Source organism: Leptospira weilii serovar Ranarum str. ICFT, assembly GCF_000332415.1.
Lineage (GTDB): Bacteria > Spirochaetota > Leptospiria > Leptospirales > Leptospiraceae > Leptospira > Leptospira weilii_A.
This window is the reverse complement of sequence record NZ_AOHC02000038.1, coordinates 109,236-129,096: the sequence shown is the minus strand read 5'-3', so window position 1 is coordinate 129,096 and position 19,861 is coordinate 109,236. Positions and strand designations below refer to the sequence as shown.

Below are 19,861 nucleotides of genomic sequence, written 5' to 3'. Positions count from 1 at the left end.
AGTATTGTGTTACGCCGTTTTGCTTTTGTAGTTTTTATCCGAGACGATCGACGCGACTTCAACCGGAAGAATATGACGTTGAATATAGAGATGTAACTCTTCCGCGTTGAGTTTTTGAATCATCGTTTCCGGGATTTTATTCCAACATTGATCGAATACCGATCGAACGTTGAGCCCTTTCGATTTTAGTTCTCCTACTTGATCGCAGAGAAAACGGATTCGTACCCGATCTCTTTTCATTATATTTGCCATTTTTTTTTCTCCTTTTCCCGATCGTATGGTCTTTTTAAAACGATTTCGGTCCGATCCAAAAATTTGATTTTATCGGAAACGATCCGTCTTCAAATCCCGAATTTTACCTTTGTCTTTTCCAAATCCGACTCTTATCGTATAGGAACCCCCGGACAAAAAATCCGTAAGAGAAGATTTTTTAGACGTTTTATTATGCGAAAATGTTTCAATCCGATTTTCGGTCCCATAAAACGAATGCGAACTTTTGAATATACTAAATTCTTAAATATTTCCTGCAATCGATTCGAAATCGTTACAGTCGGGCTGTTATGGAAGATTTTAAAAACGGGAACGAGTTGTAGATAATTTTGGGACCGGCTTTTAAGCGGCAAAAGAAGAGAATTTGCGAGTAGAGGGACTCGAACCCCCACACATTTCTGCACCAGAACCTAAATCTGGCGTGTCTACCAATTCCACCATACTCGCGTGGTCCTTCCAATGTTTGTGAATCTTTTTTGAAGTCAAGCGGTTTCATGGAAAAGCTTTTCTAAAATCGGGTCACTCGCCTTCGTTCACAATCTCGAGACGTTCGGCTATACGTTTAGATCGACGAGGGAACCCGCAAAAAAAAACTAAAGAACACGTTGTAGGCATCCAAACGGAAAACCGAGGAAGAAACTGTTGCACAAGTTCAAATTCATCGAAACCCGCTTTCCAAAAAAAAAGATCCCATTGTGTATGGTTACACAATCATTCCGCTTTCTAAAAATTCAATCCGACAGGTATTACGTATGTGGAAATCCCTAACAGGCAACGCACAATTCAGCGTCATCGCTTGTATCATTTTTGTATTCCTAGGTTTTTTCAGTATGGGAATGCTTGGGTTCGGACTTTACTATTTGATATTTCCGATTTCAAAATCACTGTTTCCGCACCCGGATTCCTTACACGGGGACAACGTCTGGCTTGTAGCGATGTATGCGAGCTTGTTATGGCCGTTCGGTTTTATTTTCGCGGCGATTTTATTTCATTTCCTTAGAAAAAGAGGATGGCCGACCGGAATATTATATTTTTTATATGTGATTTCACTCTGGTTCTGGGGCGCTCTTCTCTGGCTTTTTTTAATCAAAAGTTATTTTGTAAGTTCACAAGGGGATTAGGACTCGTCCAAATCGGTTCTATGTTTCTCTTTTGATGATTGCAGACAACGCAGCTTTTACGGTAAACCCATAACCAACGTGAATTTGGTATAATCGATGCGAAAGCGATGCACTCGAGTTTCCCCAACGCGATCCGTAGAGAGCGTTGCACTCGAGTTTCTCGAACGACCCTGGTAACTAAAGTGGCACTGCTCCCTAAGGGTCGCAGCACCAGGGAGTGAGATTGAGTTTAGAGAGAAATATTAGAGTTGTTTAAAAATAAATTCTTGAATCGGCTTGTATTGTGTGGGTCGGGCGATTCAGGCAACTTTACTCTCAGGGAATAACAATTTTCCAACAACTCTATCGATTCGACAATATGTCCTTCAAAAATTCCGTTTCGCTTTAAAGAATTCTTGAAACAGGATCGATTCTTTGAAACCGTCGCTTTTAAAAAAACGATCTCAACTCGAAAAACACGGCTGAATCGAATCGGAAGGAATTCAAATGAACGGAACGTTTTACAAAGATAAGGTAGTTTGGATCACCGGGGCCTCCTCGGGAATCGGAGAAGAACTCGTAAAAGAGGCGGCAAGGCGGGGAGCCAAGATCGTACTTTCCGCGAGGAGAAGTAAGGAATTGGAAAGGGTCAAAAAAGAATGCGGTCTAACCGAAACGAACAGTCTCGTTCTTCCTCTCGATTTAGAAGATTATAAAAAACTAAAGAACCTTCCGAAAAAAGCGACGGATCAATTTCAAAAAATAGACGTATTGATCAATAACGGCGGAATCAGCCAGCGTTCCTACACTTACGAAACCAGTCTGGATACGTACGAGAAGTTGATGAATGTGAACTATTTCGGGAACATCGCCCTGTCTCTTGCTGTGCTTCCGATTTTGCGAAAACAAAAAAGCGGAGTCATCGCTTCGATTTCCAGCGTCGCCGGTTTATTCGGAGTTCCGCTGAGAAGCGGATACAGCGCGACCAAGGCGGCTCTGACCGGTTTTTACGAAGTTCTGCGCGCGGAAAATGCAACCGAAGGAGTGCGAGTAACGTTAATCTATCCCGGCTTTGTTCGGACTCAAATTTCAAACAACGCACTCCAAGGAGACGGAAGCAAACAAGGAAAGATGGACTCGGTCATCGAAAATGGAATCGCCGCGGACGAATGTGCGAGAAGAATTTTAGACGCAATTGCGGAAGGTAAAAACGAAGTCATCATCGCGGGCCCGAGAGAAAGGTTCGGAGTTTTCTTGCACAAATTTTTTCCCGGAATTTTTGCGAAGTTCATTGCAAAGACGAAGGTTACTTAAAACTTTCCGTAAGACTTGACTCTTGAAGATTAGAAAAGGATTCAATTTGAGATAGGCGATATAAATGTATGGCAAAGAACTATGTACGATTCAGCAGAAAGAACAAAATCAATTGGGGAAAAATAGAAGACGACAAAATTATTCCCTTGGACTGCGGGGACTGCACTACGAAAGATTTTTTGGAGTTTATAAAGAAAAAGAAAAAAAACTCCCAACAAAAACCGATCCGTATCCGGGACGTTTCCATTTTATCTCCGATCACCGCACCTTGTCAGATCCTTTGTCAAGGAGCCAATTATAGACAACATCAGATCGAATCCGGTCTTGATCCGGACGATAAAATGTACAATCTATTCTTCACAAAATCGGACGCGTCTCTTTCTCCGCCCACTGGAGACGTTATTCGTCCTTCTCACGTAAAACTTCTGGATTATGAAATCGAACTCGGCCTTGTATTCGGAAAAACCTTCGATTCGACCTTAAGGCTCGATACAAAAAACGTCGGCGAATATGTGGCGGCCTTTTTTATGGCGAACGACGTATCCGCAAGAGACGTTCAGATTCCTCAGATGCAATGGTATAAAGGAAAATCGTATCGAACCTTTTGTCCCTCCGGTCCTTATCTCGCGGTTTTAGATCCCGGAGACTTCGAGCTATTGGAGTCCTTGGAGTTGACTCTTTCGGTAAACGATCAAATCAGACAAAAGGACGTAACTTCCAATCTCGTTTTTAAACCCGCGGAAAGTATTTTAGAACTATCACAATTTTGTAATGTATCTCCGGGGGACGTGTTGTTGACGGGGACTCCTTCCGGATGTGCGCTCCGAGCTCCGGGAAAGTTTATTCAAAAAATTGCAAGTCTTTTATCGGAGAGAAAAAAATGGGACCTTTTTATCAAGGGCCAAAAAAAGAGGATTCAGTATTTGCGCCCGGGGGACGTCGTACGTTCCACGATTCGTACTCCGGATCGTAAAATCGATTTGGGAGAACAGATTTTAAACGTCGTAGCGGAATAATCCGGCGAAAAACGATATTGAACGCGAGTTCGGCGTAGGAAAATGGGCGAATCCGACCCTATTTTGTAACTTCAAAAGTTTTAATCCGAAGAAGTTCGTGATGTTATACGCACAATACAAGAACATTCAATATACGTTCAACCAACTCGCCGATCTCCTATCCGCGGTGGAAGAAAAGGAATATTCGAAAAACATAACACAGGTAACGGGTTCGAGTATCGGGAAACACGTTCGACATTGTATCGAGGTTTTGGAAAATTTAACCGTCGGACTCGAAACTGCAAACGTATCTTACGATCGGAGAAAACGAAATCCCCTTTACGAAATTTCTCCCCTCGCCGCAAGGGATAAAATTTTCGAACTATTGGGAAAACTCGAACCAATCGACGAAGATAAAATGATAGAACTTGTATATCTTATCGATCCGGTCACGGGTCTTGAGGGAAAAACGATCACCACTCTAAAACGGGAATTTTTATACGTTCAGGATCATACGATTCATCATATGGCGATTATTAAACTTTACGCGGAATGTTTTTTACGGAGTATTTTTTTGCCGGAAGAATTCGGAGTAGCGTTATCGACCCTTCAATTCCAAAAAACAATCGGCATCACGGACGCACAAAGTAAAAGTTCCGAATCGTAAAAACCTGTTTAACGTGAATTCGGTATAACAAATGCGAAAGCGATTGTAGTGGAAATTCCGAAGGAATTGGAACGAAAAGCGCGGTCGCGAGCTATTTTAGCTATGAAATTCGCGAGCGATTCGCCCAAGATTTCTTACGTCGAACTCACGTTGTTTAGGGAGAAAACGAAGTTTCAAGTCGAACTTCTAAATGGGAAGATCTGCATCACGTTAACGGATCAAACCGAGAGAGTTCGTAATTTTTCAGGCTTAGACATTCGGATTAAAAAACTTTTTATGAAACGTTTGAGTGCGGCTATAAGTAGTAAAATCGTTTTTGGGAAAATTCGTCTTAAAAAATCAATCCGACCAGAATTTTGGCCGGCTTGTTTTTTTTACGCGCCTCTGATCCCTTATATCGCCTATCTAACGGTTCGTTACAGGGGATTGGGAACGATCTGCGCGGCCAATCCCGGAATTCCTTTGGGAGGATTGGTCGGAGAATCCAAGGAACAAATATTAAAGAATATGAATTCCGAAAATGTATTAAAATTTTTTAAAGTATCCGGAACCCAGTCGAACGTCGAAAAGGGATTCGAATTCATCAAAAGAGAAACTTTGAAAAGGAAATTCAAATTTCCTTATATACTAAAGCCGAACGCGGGCCAAAGAGGTTCCGGGGTTAAACTCGTAAAAAACGAAAACGAGGTTCTCGAATATCTGAAGGAAACCAACGTGGATCTGATCGTACAAGAATATCATCCGGGTCCGGAAGAAGCGGGAATTTTTTACTACCGTTTCCCGAACGAAAACGAAGGAAAAATTTTATCGATTACGAGAAAAATCTTTCCGATCCTGGAAGGAAACGGAACGAACACATTGGGAGAGTTGATTTTAAAACATCCTAGATTTCAATACCAGTGGAAAGTTTTTAAAGAAAGGTTTGTAAAAGAATGGGAGACGGTGTTATCCTTAGGAGAAAAAAAAAGATTGGCCGAAGCGGGGAACCATTGTCAGGGCGCACTTTTTACGGACGGAAGTTCTTTGATCACGAAAGAGCTCACACGGGAGATCGATCGAATTTCAAAAACATTTTCGGGATTTTATTTCGGACGATACGACGTTCGTTATCGATCCGATGAAAAAATAAAACTGGGGAAGGATTTTGGAATTGTGGAATTGAACGGAATCACTTCCGAATCCACGAATCTTTACGACCCCGATTTTTCGATTTGGAGAATGTATACGATCTTATTCAAACAATGGAATTTACTCTTTCGAATCGGTTTCGAAAACCGGAAACGGGGAGTTCCCAAAACGAAACTCAGTGAAATCATAAAAACCTTGATCGTTTTTTACGGAGGAAATCGAAAGGTAAACGTTCGATCGGATTGAAAAAACCTACTCATAACTATATAATGAAGTACCTAATATTTTGCATTGAAACCGTATTTTGCGATAAAAATAACGGTACTCAATTTTATAGGAATCGGTAAGAGAACCGTTCGTATAAGTGCAATTTTTCAAATCACGAATTCATTTGAAAAAAAATATAACGGCGGTTTTGATGATATCCAACTTCGGGCTGACGGAACGCGACTTCCGAGAACTTAAAATCCGCAATCGGAAAATTTTGTATTTGTAATCTTCGATCGGAACGTTTGAATTTCCTTGAAAATCGAAAGTATGATTTGTGAATTTATGTTATGCGAAAAAGGATTTCGTTTCCAATCGTAAAATCGTAAGCGGACGAGGTGAAAAACCGTGACTGATCCAGTTCTTAAAATCGTTTATTTCTTGTTTGGCGATCCTAAAAAAAATTCCCTCGAACACAGACTTTTTAATACGGTCGCGTTCGTAAACGGAACTTTGAATATTTTCGGAGCCTTCTCTTCCTTTTATCTGGAAAACTTCATGGTGATTTTTCTCCTGAATTTCGTTTCGGGAATTCTTTTAATAGGAATGTATTTTATTTCCAGGGTGAAGAGTATCTATTATTCTCTGTTTTGGCCTTTTAATCTTATCATCCTCGTCTATCTATCTTCGATGTGGTTTTTTAACGGAGGTTCGATAGGAGGTAATCATTATTATTTCATTCCCGCTCTTGTGATCGCGACCATACTGCTAAGAAATCATAACGTATGGATCGTTTATTTGATTTACGCGGCCGCAACCGCGTTTCTTTACGGAATCGAATATTTCCATCGAGAACTTGTTAAGACGTATCCGAACGATACCGAACGTTATTTGGACGCGGGAGGAAATTATTTATTCGTTCAGATTTTAACGGGAATTTTAATTTTCATCCTAACCAGAAATTTAAACATAGAAAGAAAAAAGTCGGATTCCCTTTTGCTGAACATTCTCCCCGAAACCGTGGCGGAGGAATTGAAGAGAAACGATTTCGTTGTTCCCATTCGTTACGAAAGTGTCACGGTGCTTTTTACGGATATGGCGGGGTTTACAAAAATCGCGGAAACGATGTCGCCGGAGGAATTGTTAAACGAACTCGATCTTTTTTTTCGAGAGTTCGATTCCATCGTCAAAAGGCACGGGGTGGAAAAAATAAAGACGATCGGAGACGCGTACATGGCCGCAGGAGGACTTCCTCTGGCGAATAAAACTCATTCCATAGATGCGGTGTTATGCGGACTTGAATTTCAAAAGTTTATGCGTTTGAAAAAACGGGAGAGAGAAAGTAACGGTCGACCCTATTGGGAACTGAGGCTTGGGATCCATACGGGTTCGGTGGTTGCGGGTGTGGTCGGAACCGAAAAATTCGCCTACGATATATGGGGAGATTCGGTCAATACCGCCAGTCGTATGGAAAGTTCCGGAATCCCGGGAGAAGTCAATATTTCCAGCGAAACTTACGAGAAGATCAAGGATTTATTTATCTGCGAACACAGAGGAAAAATTAAAGCGAAGAACAAAGGTGAAATCGATATGTATCTCGTAAAAAAAATCAGAGAAGAATTACACGATCCTCAAGACGAATTGAAACCCAATAAAACTTTTTTTCGGATTTACTCTCAAATTCAAAAAGGGGAATTTCCTACTTAAGAATTTTAGGAACTTCTTATATGCCGTCAGCTTCGGTTTTCTTTTTCCCTTTCATTTGGTTTTGTCTGCTTTTGGGAGTTTCCTGTACGGTTCCGGAAGATCTCAAAAAAAAACCGGAAGAGAGCCTGATACAACTCAAAGAATCCGGAGTAAAACTTAGAGAACTCTATTTGGACGGGGGAGGGATACGGATCTACGGAGTTGCAGGAGGTTGTGAATCGGAAAATCGGAATATTTTAATATTTATACACGGTTCTCCGGGAGGTTGGCAAAATTATGTTTGGTATTTGGAAAACAAAAACTTAAGGGCAAAGTATTGTATTTTGACGTTGGATAGGCCGGGGTTCGGTAAATCGGAACCTAACGAAGCCGTACCGGACGTTGCAAAACAAGCCGATATCTTAGAAAAAGCGATCGATGATTTTTTAAATCTGGTCGGAGCCTCCGAAAATGTAAGGGTCGTACTCGTAGGACATTCGTATGGGGGTCCGATCGCCGCAAAAATCGTTCTGTCTTCTACTCGTAAAATTCATAGGCTCGTTTTATTGGCGGCTCCTTTGAGCGCAAAGGAAGAGGAAATTCGTTGGTATAACAGAATCGCGGATTGGAATTGGGTCCGTAATTTATTGCCGAATGAGTTCAAAAACAGCAACGCCGAAATGCTTCCTCTTAAATCCCAACTGGAAACATTAGAGAAATTTTGGAAAAACATTCCATGCAGGATCGTTTTGATCCATGGAAAGAAAGATTCTTTGGTGCCTTTTCAAAATCTGGAATTTTTTCAAACTCAATTTTCAGATTCAAAACTTACAACGATCGTATTGGAAGAAGAGGATCATTTTATTCCCTGGACTCAAAAAAAACTTTTAGAAAGTGTATTGTTAGAAGCCGCTCGTTAAATCGAAATTGTATGTCGTATATTCGATTTTCTTTTTGAAGGTTTGCGTATCCCCAATGGAAAGACCGCCTAACTTTACCAAGAGGCTCAAAGCCGTCTCAAAAATTAAAATTTATAAAATCTTATTCACCAACGTCCCACGGAAATAAACAACGTAACGAATTTGTAATAGATATTTTGTTCCTTGGCTCATCGTAGTCTAATATTGAACAATTCTTTGTGCAAGTAATCAAACTGCCTACAGTTTAAGCATTCTTTTTCAAATTCTTATTTTTGTGGGTTCCGATTATAAAATGAATGAAATTCTTTTCTTTTTTCTTTTCGAAATTTTTTTCAATGCAATTAATCTAAAGTACATATTATCATCATTTCATAATAGAGTGTTCATATTAGTGATTTTGACAATACGTTTAGCGTTGAGAGGAGCGTCACTTTTTACTTTGGGGCTCTGAACTCACATTATAATGTGAAGGGATAAAGATCGGTTGTTTATGCTATTCTATCCAATGAGTGCCGCTCAAAAAAAGGCACAGGGATTCGTTGGAGGGTTTGTATGCAAAGAATAATAAAAACCAGTCTGTTGGCTCTATTTGTGGTTTGGGGCGTAAATTGTGTAAACGGAAATAAAAATAGCCTGCCCTTTCTTGCTTACTTGGACTTGAGCAATAAGGCGGAGGGTAGTTCCTTTGCGGTTTCGCAAATTACACCGGGTTCCGGCGTGACCGGAATTCCTTTGAATACGGCCATTCAAGTCACTTTCAACGAAGCATTGGATGCTTCCAGTGTAACTTCTTCCACATTTTTTCTCAAACAAGGCCAAACACAGATTTTGGCAAACTTGAGATTGGATACATCTACCGTAGTTCTCACACCGAATTCCTCTCTTGCTGGTTCAACAACCTACTCGGTAACAATTGCGAAAGAAATTAAATCTTCGACCGGAATTTCTCTCAAAGAGGATTTGAATTGGAATTTTACCACGGCTACCATCGTGGATGCGGTGGCTCCTACCTTATCTTTGAGAACACCTGCAACGGGGGCCGCGCTGGTTCCGAACAATACGTCGATCCAAGTCGCTTTTACGGAAACGATGGATTGTACGACGGTCGATAATACAACGCTTACTCTTAAAAATGATGTAACCAACGTTCTCGAACCTGCCAACGTAAATTGTTTGGGTTCTAGCGCCACATTGAATCCCAACAATCCATTAGCGGCAAATACGATATATCGAGTGGATCTTTCGGCTGCTATGAGGGATCTCGCCAACAACCCGCTTCCGGGCGCGCAGAGCTGGACTTTTACGACCGGAGCCGGTCCTGATGTAACTCCTCCAACCGTTCCTTTTCTATCTCCAGCCGCCGGGGCTCAGGGAACTTCGGTGAATACATCTGTGAGTGTAGCTTTTAGCGAACCCGTCAATTGCGGTACGATCGCGGGAAATTTTACTTTAGACTCCAATCCTTTAATTCCGGTGGTAGGGGATGTTCCCGTAACGGTGAATTGCTCGGGAAGCACCGCCTCAATTACTCCAACGGCTCCGTTGGCATTCAATACGATTTACACTGCGTCTCTTTCGAATGCGATTTCCGATTTATCCGCAAATCCTGTTGCACCGACCGTTTGGACTTTTACTACGGGAGCCGCGCCTGATGTTACGCCGCCTACTGTTACGTTTACGGCTCCTGCGGCCAATGCCGTCGGAATCGGAACGAATGTAAGTCCGACGGTCGTTTTTAGCGAACCGATGGCCTGTGCCTCGGTCACGGCGGCCTCCTTTCGAGTGAAGAGAAAAGTGGCGGGCACTTATCTAACCGGAAATGTAAACTGCGTCGGAACGTCCGCGACCTGGACGCTGGATCCGTTGGTCAATCCCACGCTTACTTTTAACACGGTATACACTGTGGAAATCAACGCCGGGGCCTTGGACGGAGCCAATAATCCTGCGGTTCCAGCCGCTTGGGACTTTACGACGGGACCTGGACCGGATGTGACTCCTCCGAACGTTGTTTTTGTCACACCCGCAAACGCAGCCACCGGCTTGTCTGTCAATGGGGGCGGTAGTATCGCTTTTGATGAAGGGATGAATTGCGGTTCCGTTTTGGGAAGTATCACCTTGGACGATGATCCTTTGACTCCGGCTACTGTGGTGCCAATCACGGTCAATTGCAATGGAAACACTGCATCTTTTGTTCCCACGGCGCCGCCATTGGCATTCAATACCGCATACACTGTAAAAATCGCAAATACGGTCACAGACAGCTCCAATAACGCGATGCTTGCGAACTATGTGTGGACTTTTACTACGGGAGCCGCTCCCGATGTTACTCCGCCTCAGATTTCCCTCGTAAGCCCTCTCGCGGCGGCCACGGGTGTTCCGACAAATGCAAATATTACGGTTTCCTTTAACGAAACCATCGATTGTTCGACCTTGAATTTTACGGTCAACAATGGGATTTTGGGCACCGTAAATTGTTCCGGAGCCTCGGCAACCTTTGTTCCTAGTGCACCCACACCTCTCAACGCAGGAACGACTTACACCGCCACGATCGCGAACGTGAACGACCTTGCGGGTAATCCGATGACCGCCCTTCCTCCCGCATTTAGCTGGAATTTTACGACAGGATTGGCGGCGGACGTAACACCGCCGACCGTCACGATTCAAAACGTGAGAGATAACAGCGTAATAGAATCCGGTTTTGTAATCGGAACCGCGATCGATGCGAGGGGAATTGCGAGCGTTGAAATTTCCATCGATGGAGCCGGATTTACGAGCGCGGGCATGATCGGAACTACTTCTTGGAAATATCCGATTCCTGCTACCGGTCCTACGGCTTGGTTACCCAACACTCAACATACGATTTCCGTACGAGTAACGGATACCTCGAACAACGTTACGACTTCGGCGGTTATCAACAATATCCGAAAAGGGACAAATAAGGATATCAACGGGGACGGATACGTGGACTTAGTAACCGCGGAATACGGTCAGGGACTCGTTTACATTTTCCACTCATCCGGAGCGGCAGGAATTACCGCCGCCAATGCTCCGGCTGCTAACCGGATCATTGTAGGAAGTGCGGCGAACCGATTTGGGAAAACCGTAGCGACGGGAGATATCAACGGAGACGGTTTTGCGGACGTGATCGTAGGTTCGCCACCGCCTGTTCCCGGTGTAGGCGGCATCGGTAGAGTGTATATTTTCCATTCATCCGGAACCGTAGGTGTGACTACATCCTTTTCAGGTTTTGCGAACAACATTCTCACGGGAAATCTAAATGCGGATCGTTTCGGGGATACATTGGCAACGGGAGATATCAACGGAGACGGTTTTACGGATGTGGTCGTAGGTGCGCCGGGTTACAATGCAAGCCAAGGTAGAATTTATGTCTTTCATTCTACCGGAGGGGCTGGAATTGCAAACGCGACCGTCAATGCAGCCGGAGCCGGAGCCAGTTCCTTTAAGACGGGATCGGCTACCGGAGACCGATTTGGATATGCACTCGCTACGGGAAATGTGAATGGGAACGCAGGGGCCGGTTTTTCGGATGACATCGCCGTCGGAGCGCCCGGTTGGAATAATGGTTTTGGAGATGATTGGGGCAGAATTTACATGTATTACGGTTCCACTCCCGGAGGATTGACTGCAGCAGCGCCGAGTACGTTTACGAACAATACGGGCAATGCTCCTATTGCCGTCGGAGTTCCCGGTGGGGCCGCTCAATTCGGGTATTCCGTGGCTCTTGCCGATGTCAACGGAGACGGTTTTTACGATGTAATCGGAGGGGCCCCGTTCTTCATAAGCGTAGGAAATCCGAACGTGGATATGCAAGGTAGAGTGGTTGTTTACATTTCACCCGGCGCGGCAGGATTTGCCGCCAATTCAACAATTGGCGGTGCAATTCGCGCCATCAGTGGCGTAATCCACGGACAATTTATAGGGCTCGGTCTTGCGGTTAGAGATTTTAACGGGGATGGAAAGGCGGATATCGCTTTCTCATCCGCAGTTGCTGCAAATGCAATTCATGTTTTTATAACTCCGGCAGGAGCGGGCATCGGACCGGATACGAATACGGCTGCGGCCGACGTCAGTATTGCGGGAGTAGCCGGATTGGGTCTCGTTTCGATGTTTGAAGGCCCCGGTCGTCCGTTGGCTGCGGCAGATATCAACGGAGACTCTTTTGCCGATTTGATCGTCGGTGGATCCAACGACTTCGTCCATATCTTTCACTCAACGGGAGCGGCTGTACCCGTAACCAACAATCCTGCGGCCGCATCGAGTATCATCCTCGGTTCGGGTCTGATCGGCGGGATAGGCGGGGCGGCATCCAACTCCAACGAGTTTGGATCCGGTTTCTAACGAGAGACAAAGTTAAAAAAGTTTACTTCGAGGAAATTTTCTCGGAGTAAACTGTCTCGGTTCGTGTTCGGTGATCATTCCAAGGATCGGCGCAACTCTCCGAGAATTTTGATTTGCTCTTTATAAAATTATTTCGTATATCATAATTTTCTAAATCCCAATTTTAAACTACGTCGAATGTCGTTTATCGTAACGGAATCCTAACAAAACAGAATGGAATCGTAATCGGTTCGGGATGAATTTTTCTCATTCGAGATTGTGGTATAATGCCGTTTAATCACCGGCCTCTAAACCCACATTCATAAGCATCCACTCACTGTTTGGAAAGAATTTTCACGGTTCTTTCCAAATCGTCTCTGTGTTGTTTCAGATCTTTTTTGAGAAGGGCCGGGATTTCTTTTTGTTCCTTGAGAAAACGATTGGTTTTGTCCACAAGGGCCTGATTCGGTTCCACACCCGGAAACAAAATATTTCCAAACGCGGAAGAAAAATGAGAATCACGATTCTTATAAATGCCGATCACGGACTGAAAGTATAGATCCTCGTAGGGTTTGAGAATCTCTTCCTGATGATCCCAATAAAAACCCCTCATCCCGTAACGAAGCCTATCGGTGGAATGTTTTGTGTTCGGATCGGTGAATTCTTTCCAAGCGGAAGCCTTTGTCTTGGGATCGGGAAAGGCGACTTTGGCTCCGTATGCTTTTTTTGCGCCCAGGTCGGCAGTGTCCGATTTTTCCTCTTTGGCAATGAGGTCTAACGCGTCCTTGTTTCCGAAAGCGGAAAGTCTCGTTAAAATGCTCCATCTTCTTTCTTGATCGATTTTGATACCGGGGATCGTGATCTTGCCGTCTAAAAGATCTTTTAGGTAAGAAAGTTGGTCCGGAGTTCTGGACGTTCCTTCGAGCATTCTATACCAAACGATTTTTTCTTCCTCTTTGATGGAAGGGTTTGTAAGTCCGCTTTTTGCGAGTTCGTTGAGTTTTGTGGACCATTCTTCCCTGTTTTCTTTTTTTAAGTAACTCGTCGCGATGGAAGAAGCTTTGGTAAGAATGTGACTGCTTCGAACGGAAAGATCCTCTTCGTAAATTCCCTGTTGGAAAACGAGTTCCAGAAAATCCTTCGGCGAAATTTCCGCGTCACGCGTCATCTGCCACAGGGAACCCCAAAGAATTCTTCTCGCAAAACGATCCTTTACTTGGTTCAAGGACGTTTTGAGTAAGGTGATTCCGTCTTTCGGAAGATACGTTTTCGCATAGGCGTGGTCGTTTGTGTTCAATACTACGATTTCCGAGGAAACGGATTTTTTGGAATCGGAGGTCGTTTTCAAAGTTGGCGAATTTTTCGTCTTTGTATTTTTATGAATGGAAGGATCCGTTTTTACAATTGGATCGTAGGAAAGGAGGGTTTCTTTTCCTTGAACGACTACCTTATCCTTCCACGCCACTTGGAAGGAATAAGGAACGGGTCCGTTGTATTCTTCTTCGGTCCGGTTTTCCTTTAGAGTAAAGACCGTAACTTCCAAGGCGTGTGTTCTCAAAAGTCCGTTTTTTTCGGAAGGAAGTTGTCGGATGAATAGACGGTTCTCTTTCCATTCCGGAAGTAAAGTGTTCACTCCGGTCGTATCCAACCATTCCCGGCTCCAACTGCGGATATCGATTCCCGAGGTTTCGGACATCGTATCCAAAAAATCAGTTTGAACCGTATTCGAATTTGCGAATTTTTGAAAGTATTTCCGCATCGCTTTTCGAAACGCGTCTTCTCCGATGTAATACATCAATTGACGAAGAACCGAAGCGCCTTTGGAGTAGGAAATTCCGTCGAAGTTGCTGATGGCGTCTAACGTGTTCTCTGCGCTTCCCGCAACGGGGTGGGTCGTGGAGAGTTGATCTTCTCTGTAAGCCCATTCCTCCCTGACGTAAAAATGTTCTAGGGCGTCCGGAAATAATTTACCGTGGGACATCGCGTAATAGGAAAGATAATCCGCAAAACTTTCGTTCAACCAGAGATCGTTCCACCATTTCATCGTGACCAAATTGCCGAACCACATGTGAACCATCTCGTGATAGATCGTGTTGGCTCTTCCGAGATATTCGGAATAAATTCTGGGACTTCTAAAAATGTAATGTTCCGAAAAAGTGACGGCGCCCACGTTTTCCATCGCACCCATGTTGAACTCGGGAACAAAAATCTGATCGTATTTTCCGTACGGATACGGAAAATCGAAGTAAGATTCTAAAAATGAAAAAGATTCTTTTGTGATCGCGAATATGTTTTCCGCATCCAAATACTTGGCGAGGGATTTCCGGCACAAAATCCGAAGAGGGATGTTTTGATAACGATCCTCCCAAACCTCGTACGGACCCGCGATCAATGCGAACAAGTAGGTGGAGAAAACGGCCGTTTTCCGAAAACGAATTTCGATTCTTTCGTTTTGAGGATTTTCCCGGAGAGGAAGAGTGTTGTGAACGTATTTCCATTCTTTAGGCCCGATAAGGGAAAGTTCATACGTCGCCTTTAAGTCGGGTTGATCGAAACACGGAAACATTCGGTGCGCTTCGAAAGGTTCGAAGTCCGTATGAAGATATTCGGAACCGTCGGAAGGATCTTGGAACTGATGAAATCCGGAACCGCTGTGATTGTAGTCGTTCGTATAACGAATTTCGATTTCATTCTTTCCGTGTTTTAAGGAATCGCCGGGAATATCCAAGGAAGAATCGGTTTTCGTATAATCGGAAAATTCTTTTCCGTTTAACAAAAACACTTCGATCTTCTTCGTTACGAAATCGATTTTAAGTTTTCCTGTTCCGTTCCCCGTATAAAAAAATAGGATTTTGGTTTCTCCGCGATACGTGGAAGATCCCGCCTTAAGATCCAGACGAATTTCATAACCGACTTGATTGACCAGTTCCGCCCTTTTGACGGCCTCTGTTTGCGTAAGTATGTTGGGAGCGTCCATTGGTTCCTTCTTTTATATTCGAAAATAAGAATATTAAAATATATAGTTTGTCTCTAAACTCGCGCTAAATGATATCCTTCAACTCCATCTTTCGAAGACGGGGAGCGATCGCTCCCACAAAGGCGACGGTCAAAAGAGTTAAGGCCCCGCCCGCAACGATGGATCTTCGGATTCCGAGCCACTCCGCGGTAACGCCGGACTCGAATTCTCCGATCTCGTTCGAAGAACCGATAAAAATATGATTCACTGCGGAAACTCTTCCTCTCATGTGATCGGGCGTGTGCATCTGGACGATGGTGTGACGGATCACGACGCTGACCATATCGAACGCACCCGCAGCCGCAAGACAAAGAAACGAAATCCTATAATCTTTTGAAAATCCGAAAAGTATGATACAAATTCCGAAGCCGAACACACAAGAAAGAAGAATCCAACCCGAATGTTTTTTAGGAGGTCGTGCGGCGATCAAAAGAGCGCAAAGGACCGCGCCGATTCCCTGCGCCGAACGAAGTATTCCGAAAATTTCGGGACTTTGCCCCAGTATTTTTTCGGTAAAAGAAGGAAGGAGCGCGACGGCTCCGCCGAAAAGTACCGCAAACAAATCCAAGGAAATCGCGCCTAGAATGATTTGGTGCGAGGAAACAAATTTCCAACCTCCGCTTAAACTTTCCCAGATACTTTCGTTCGATTCCGGTTTTGACGGAACCGGTTTTCCTTTTACGAATAACATCAAAATCAAACCGAAACTCATCAGGAGAAGATCGATCGAATACGCGAAATAAAGACCGGCGACGATCAACATTCCGCCCGTAAGAGGTCCTAGGACTAAGGAAGTCTGCCAGGCGATTCCGCTCCAAGTCGCCGCGTTCGGAAATGTTTCCTTGTCCACGAGCTGAGTTTGAAACGCCGCGGTCGCCGGATTTAAAAAACCTCTCGCGATCCCGGAAAGAAAAATCACGCAGTAAATCGGATATACGCCGAAATTTCGGAGGATCCAACTCATATTAGGAATTACTAATACGAGTAAGAGTAGGGAGCAGATCGATAAAAGACCGAGAGCCGAAGCGATGATTTTTTTTCTCGGGAACGAATCGATGATAAGACCGGAGAACAAAGCCATCGCGATGGAAGGAATCGCTTCCGTAAGTCCGATAAAACCCACGTGCAGGTTGCTTCCTGTGAGATGATACATCTGCCAGCCTACGACTGTGGTTTGAATGCTGATGGAAAGAGTCACCATAAACTTACCGAAAAGAAAGGAACGATAGTCGGCGATTTTCAGGGCTTGGAAGGGATCGTGTTTTGTTCGTGTTGAAGTCATTTTAATGTTGGATTGGGTTCTTGATAAAATACATTCCGAGAGCGGCGACCATCATCCCGTGATGAAGAATGTGATCGGAGATCAATTGAGGAATGTTTTGGATGGGCGTTTCAAAAATTTCGATTTGTTCGCTGTCGTCCAGATCTTGATCGTGAAGTTTACGAACGTTTCTCGCAACGAAGGTATGACACCAGTTGTTTAAGATCGCCGGATTTCCAGTGACCTTTCCTAAGTATTCCCAATCTTGCGACGTGTAACCCGTCTCTTCCACGAGTTCGGCCTGCGCGGATTCAAGAAGAGTTTTTTTCTCTGCGATTCCTCCCGGAATCTCCAAACTGAAACGATGAACTCCGTGTCTGTATTGATCGATGAGAAGAATTTTATTTTCCGGAGTGATCGCGATTACGTTCACCCAATCCAAGGATTCCAGATGAAAAAAATCTTTGGAAACGCGTTTGTCGGGAGAAGTGGTATGCCAGGATACGAGTTTGAAAATCGGAGTGGCGATTAAATCTTTTCGATGACTCTTGGACCAAAGATTCGAGTGGGGATCGTATTTTTCAGGATGAAATGGTTTCATTGTATCTTCCTTTGAATGAAAGGAGCGGGTCGTTCGTTTTGGTCGGAATTCCGACAAAATTTCCGATGGTAGGAAAGGGTTTCATTCTCATCTCCATGGTTTCAAAATAGGTTTTTTTCTCCAAGAGAGAATCCTATCACCTCGACATCCTAAAACGTATTCACTGAACCGAAAGCTCAGACGTTCTAAAACGTATCACCTAACTTGCAAGTTCTGCAAAATGTGGGAACTCCCACTGAGATTTCGGACGATCGCGAAACGATAACTTACGGGTTGATTCCGGGTGTACAGGATTGACAGAATCTTTCCCGCTCCGATTATGTCACGTGACTTATGAAACTCAGTCCTGAACAGGAAAAAGCGGTCCGACACGAAGACGGGCCGATTCTCATCTTTGCCGGCGCCGGTTCCGGAAAAACCCGGGTCATCTCCAATCGAATCGTACATCTGATCGAAACTGCGGGAGTTTCCGCGGGAAAAATCGTAGCCCTTTCTTTTACCAATAAGAGCGCGAGGGAAATGGAAGAACGCGTTCGAAAAATGATTCCGAGGCAAAAGCTCAAAGGAATCGTCCTCTCGACGTTTCACTCGTTGGGTTTAAACATACTCAAAAAACATATCGGACTTTTGGGATACAAACATCCCTTCCTATTGATGAATCAAAACGACCAGGAAGGATTCTTAACTACATTATTAATCGCTAATAAAGTGGAGTTAAAAAAAGCGAAGGTTTCCGAAGTCCTCGGAAAAATTTCCCGCATCAAAAACTCGGGTCCCGCATACAGGGAATATCTGGATTCTTCCCTTGTGGAGTCGGACCAAATCGCCAATCTCGTCTTCGACGGTTATCAAACATCCCTCAAAGAACAGAACTCGCTCGACTTTGACGATCTCATCCTTTTACCCGGAATTTTGCTGCGAGACTTTCCGGAAGTTCGGGAAGAATATCATAAAAAGTTTCAGTACTTCATGGTCGACGAGTTTCAAGACACGAACCAAACTCAATATGTATTTTTAAGGGCGCTCATGGGAGAGAATCGAAATCTCTGCGTGGTTGGAGACGACGACCAATCCATCTACGCTTTCCGAGGATCGGATCTCGGTCTGATTTTAAACTTCGAGAAGGATTTTCCCGAAGCCAACGTTGTGCGTCTATTGGAGAATTACAGATCCACATCGGTGATCATCCAAGGCGCCAATTCTCTGATCAAAAACAATTTATCCCGAAGGTCCAAGGAATTGTTCTCTTCCATTTCCGGAGGAAGGAAGATCCGTTACTTGGAAAGAATGGACGAAAAGGACGAGGCGGCCTACGTCGTGGATTGTATCCGGGAAGAAATCATTAAGGACGCCAGGGTCGGAAGTCAGATCGCGATTTTATTCAGGACCAATTTTCAAACCCGACCTTTCGAGGAGGAACTCCGAAGCCGATCCGTTCCTTATAAACTCGTGGGAGGATATAACTTCTTCGATCGAAAGGAAATTCGGGATATGATTTCGTATATTAGGCTTATTGCAAATACGAGAGACGACGCGTCGTTACTCCGAGTTTTGAATTATCCCAAACGAGGAATCGGACCCGGAAGTATTTCGCTCATTCACGAAAAGGCTTCCGAGATGAAAGAATCCTTATACGAAATTTTATTTCGAGTCTGCGAGTCTCCCGATTTCATACCGAGCCTACAAAAAAAAATTCAATCCGAAGTTTACAATTTCGTAAACCTCATCGAAAGGACAAAAAAGAAATTTTCCACGGCGCCTAAGATGTATTATGCGTTCCGGGAATTTATCCAGGAAGTGGGAATCGAAAAAGAGATTTTACTCGAAGAAAAAGACGAAAAGGTCGCCAAGGCCCGAACCTTCAATCTTTCCGAACTTGTCAACATGATGTCTTATTTCGAGGAGAATCACGATTCCGCCGAAAAACCTACGTTATTCGACTTTATCAATCGACTGAATTTACTCATGGAAGACGAGAATCCTTCCGATGAGGATAAGGAAGACAATCGGGTGCAACTCCTTACGATCCATCAATCGAAGGGTTTGGAGTTCGAGTCGGTTTATGTCGCGGGTATGGAAGAGGGAATTCTTCCCAACTCCAGAGTCTTGACGGAAGAATCTTCGGTGGACGAGGAGAGACGTTTGCTCTACGTGGCTATGACCCGTGCAAGGAAGCATTTATGCTTGACAGGGGCCGCAAATCGACGCAAATTTGGGGAGCAAATGGCTACCCAAGCCTCCCGATTTCTTACGGAAATCGATCCGGAGACTATGGACTGGGTTTCCAATGATGAGGTTCGTCAGCAGGAGACGGAAGACTTCTTCGCCGAACTTGAAAAATTGAAAACAGGATCGTAG

At 44.1% G+C, this 19,861-nt stretch carries 13 protein-coding genes and 1 tRNA gene; 9 read left to right on the top strand and 5 right to left on the bottom strand.

All coding sequences use genetic code 11. The features are described from left to right. Positions 1-9 precede the first annotated feature (9 nt). Both LEP1GSC060_RS13030 and LEP1GSC060_RS13020 read right to left on the bottom strand, forming a co-directional pair. Positions 10-252 carry a hypothetical protein gene (locus LEP1GSC060_RS13030; protein ID WP_003005147.1) on the bottom strand — a complete coding sequence of 81 codons (243 nt, stop codon included), beginning with the start codon at positions 250-252 and terminating at the stop codon, positions 10-12. 383 nt (positions 253-635) lie between these two features. After that, positions 636-717 (bottom strand) — tRNA-Leu (locus LEP1GSC060_RS13020). A 305-nt stretch (positions 718-1,022) separates the two neighbouring features. On the opposite strand from LEP1GSC060_RS13020, the gene LEP1GSC060_RS13010 reads away from it, so the two are divergent. The 8 genes from LEP1GSC060_RS13010 (at position 1,023) to LEP1GSC060_RS12975 (ending at position 12,646) form a co-directional block, all read left to right on the top strand. Beyond that, the gene (locus tag LEP1GSC060_RS13010; protein WP_003005290.1) at positions 1,023-1,391 is read left to right on the top strand and encodes a hypothetical protein; all 369 of its coding nucleotides are present in this window, start codon (positions 1,023-1,025) and stop codon (positions 1,389-1,391) included. 486 nt (positions 1,392-1,877) lie between these two features. After that, entirely contained in the window at positions 1,878-2,684 is an 807-nt protein-coding gene (locus LEP1GSC060_RS13005; protein WP_003005344.1) for an SDR family oxidoreductase, read from the top strand. A 68-nt stretch (positions 2,685-2,752) separates the two neighbouring features. Next, positions 2,753-3,700, top strand: a complete 948-nt coding sequence (locus LEP1GSC060_RS13000; RefSeq protein ID WP_003005298.1) for a fumarylacetoacetate hydrolase family protein — start codon at positions 2,753-2,755, stop codon at positions 3,698-3,700. Between the two features lie 100 nt (positions 3,701-3,800). Next, a complete protein-coding gene (locus tag LEP1GSC060_RS12995; protein ID WP_003005358.1) occupies positions 3,801-4,346 on the top strand; it encodes a hypothetical protein in 546 nt (181 codons plus the stop codon). Between the two features lie 276 nt (positions 4,347-4,622). After that, entirely contained in the window at positions 4,623-5,720 is a 1,098-nt protein-coding gene (locus LEP1GSC060_RS12990) for a carboxylate--amine ligase (RefSeq protein WP_036096420.1), read from the top strand. A gap of 369 nt (positions 5,721-6,089) precedes the next feature. Then, positions 6,090-7,388, top strand: a complete 1,299-nt coding sequence (locus LEP1GSC060_RS12985; RefSeq protein ID WP_036096390.1) for an adenylate/guanylate cyclase domain-containing protein — start codon at positions 6,090-6,092, stop codon at positions 7,386-7,388. 20 nt (positions 7,389-7,408) lie between these two features. Beyond that, positions 7,409-8,287, top strand: a complete 879-nt coding sequence (locus LEP1GSC060_RS12980; protein WP_003005411.1) for an alpha/beta fold hydrolase — start codon at positions 7,409-7,411, stop codon at positions 8,285-8,287. Between the two features lie 552 nt (positions 8,288-8,839). Further along, on the top strand, positions 8,840-12,646 hold the full coding sequence (locus LEP1GSC060_RS12975; protein ID WP_003005198.1) for an Ig-like domain-containing protein: 3,807 nt from the start codon (positions 8,840-8,842) through the stop codon (positions 12,644-12,646). A gap of 313 nt (positions 12,647-12,959) precedes the next feature. Here the strand turns inward: LEP1GSC060_RS12975 and LEP1GSC060_RS12970 are convergent, their stop codons facing one another. The 3 genes from LEP1GSC060_RS12970 to LEP1GSC060_RS12960 all read right to left on the bottom strand — a co-directional run bounded on the left by LEP1GSC060_RS12970 (position 12,960) and on the right by LEP1GSC060_RS12960 (position 17,503). After that, positions 12,960-15,602 (bottom strand): M1 family aminopeptidase, encoded by a 2,643-nt coding sequence (locus tag LEP1GSC060_RS12970; RefSeq protein WP_003005467.1) that lies wholly within the window; start codon positions 15,600-15,602, stop codon positions 12,960-12,962. A gap of 64 nt (positions 15,603-15,666) precedes the next feature. After that, positions 15,667-16,923, bottom strand: a complete 1,257-nt coding sequence (locus tag LEP1GSC060_RS12965) for an MFS transporter (protein WP_003005390.1) — start codon at positions 16,921-16,923, stop codon at positions 15,667-15,669. Between the two features lies 1 nt (position 16,924). After that, a complete protein-coding gene (locus tag LEP1GSC060_RS12960) occupies positions 16,925-17,503 on the bottom strand; it encodes an NUDIX hydrolase (protein WP_003005150.1) in 579 nt (192 codons plus the stop codon). Positions 17,504-17,836: 333 nt separating this feature from the next. Between LEP1GSC060_RS12960 and LEP1GSC060_RS12955 the strand changes: the two genes are divergently transcribed. Beyond that, positions 17,837-19,861: an ATP-dependent helicase gene (locus tag LEP1GSC060_RS12955; protein WP_003005082.1), complete on the top strand. Its 2,025-nt coding sequence runs from the start codon at positions 17,837-17,839 to the stop codon at positions 19,859-19,861.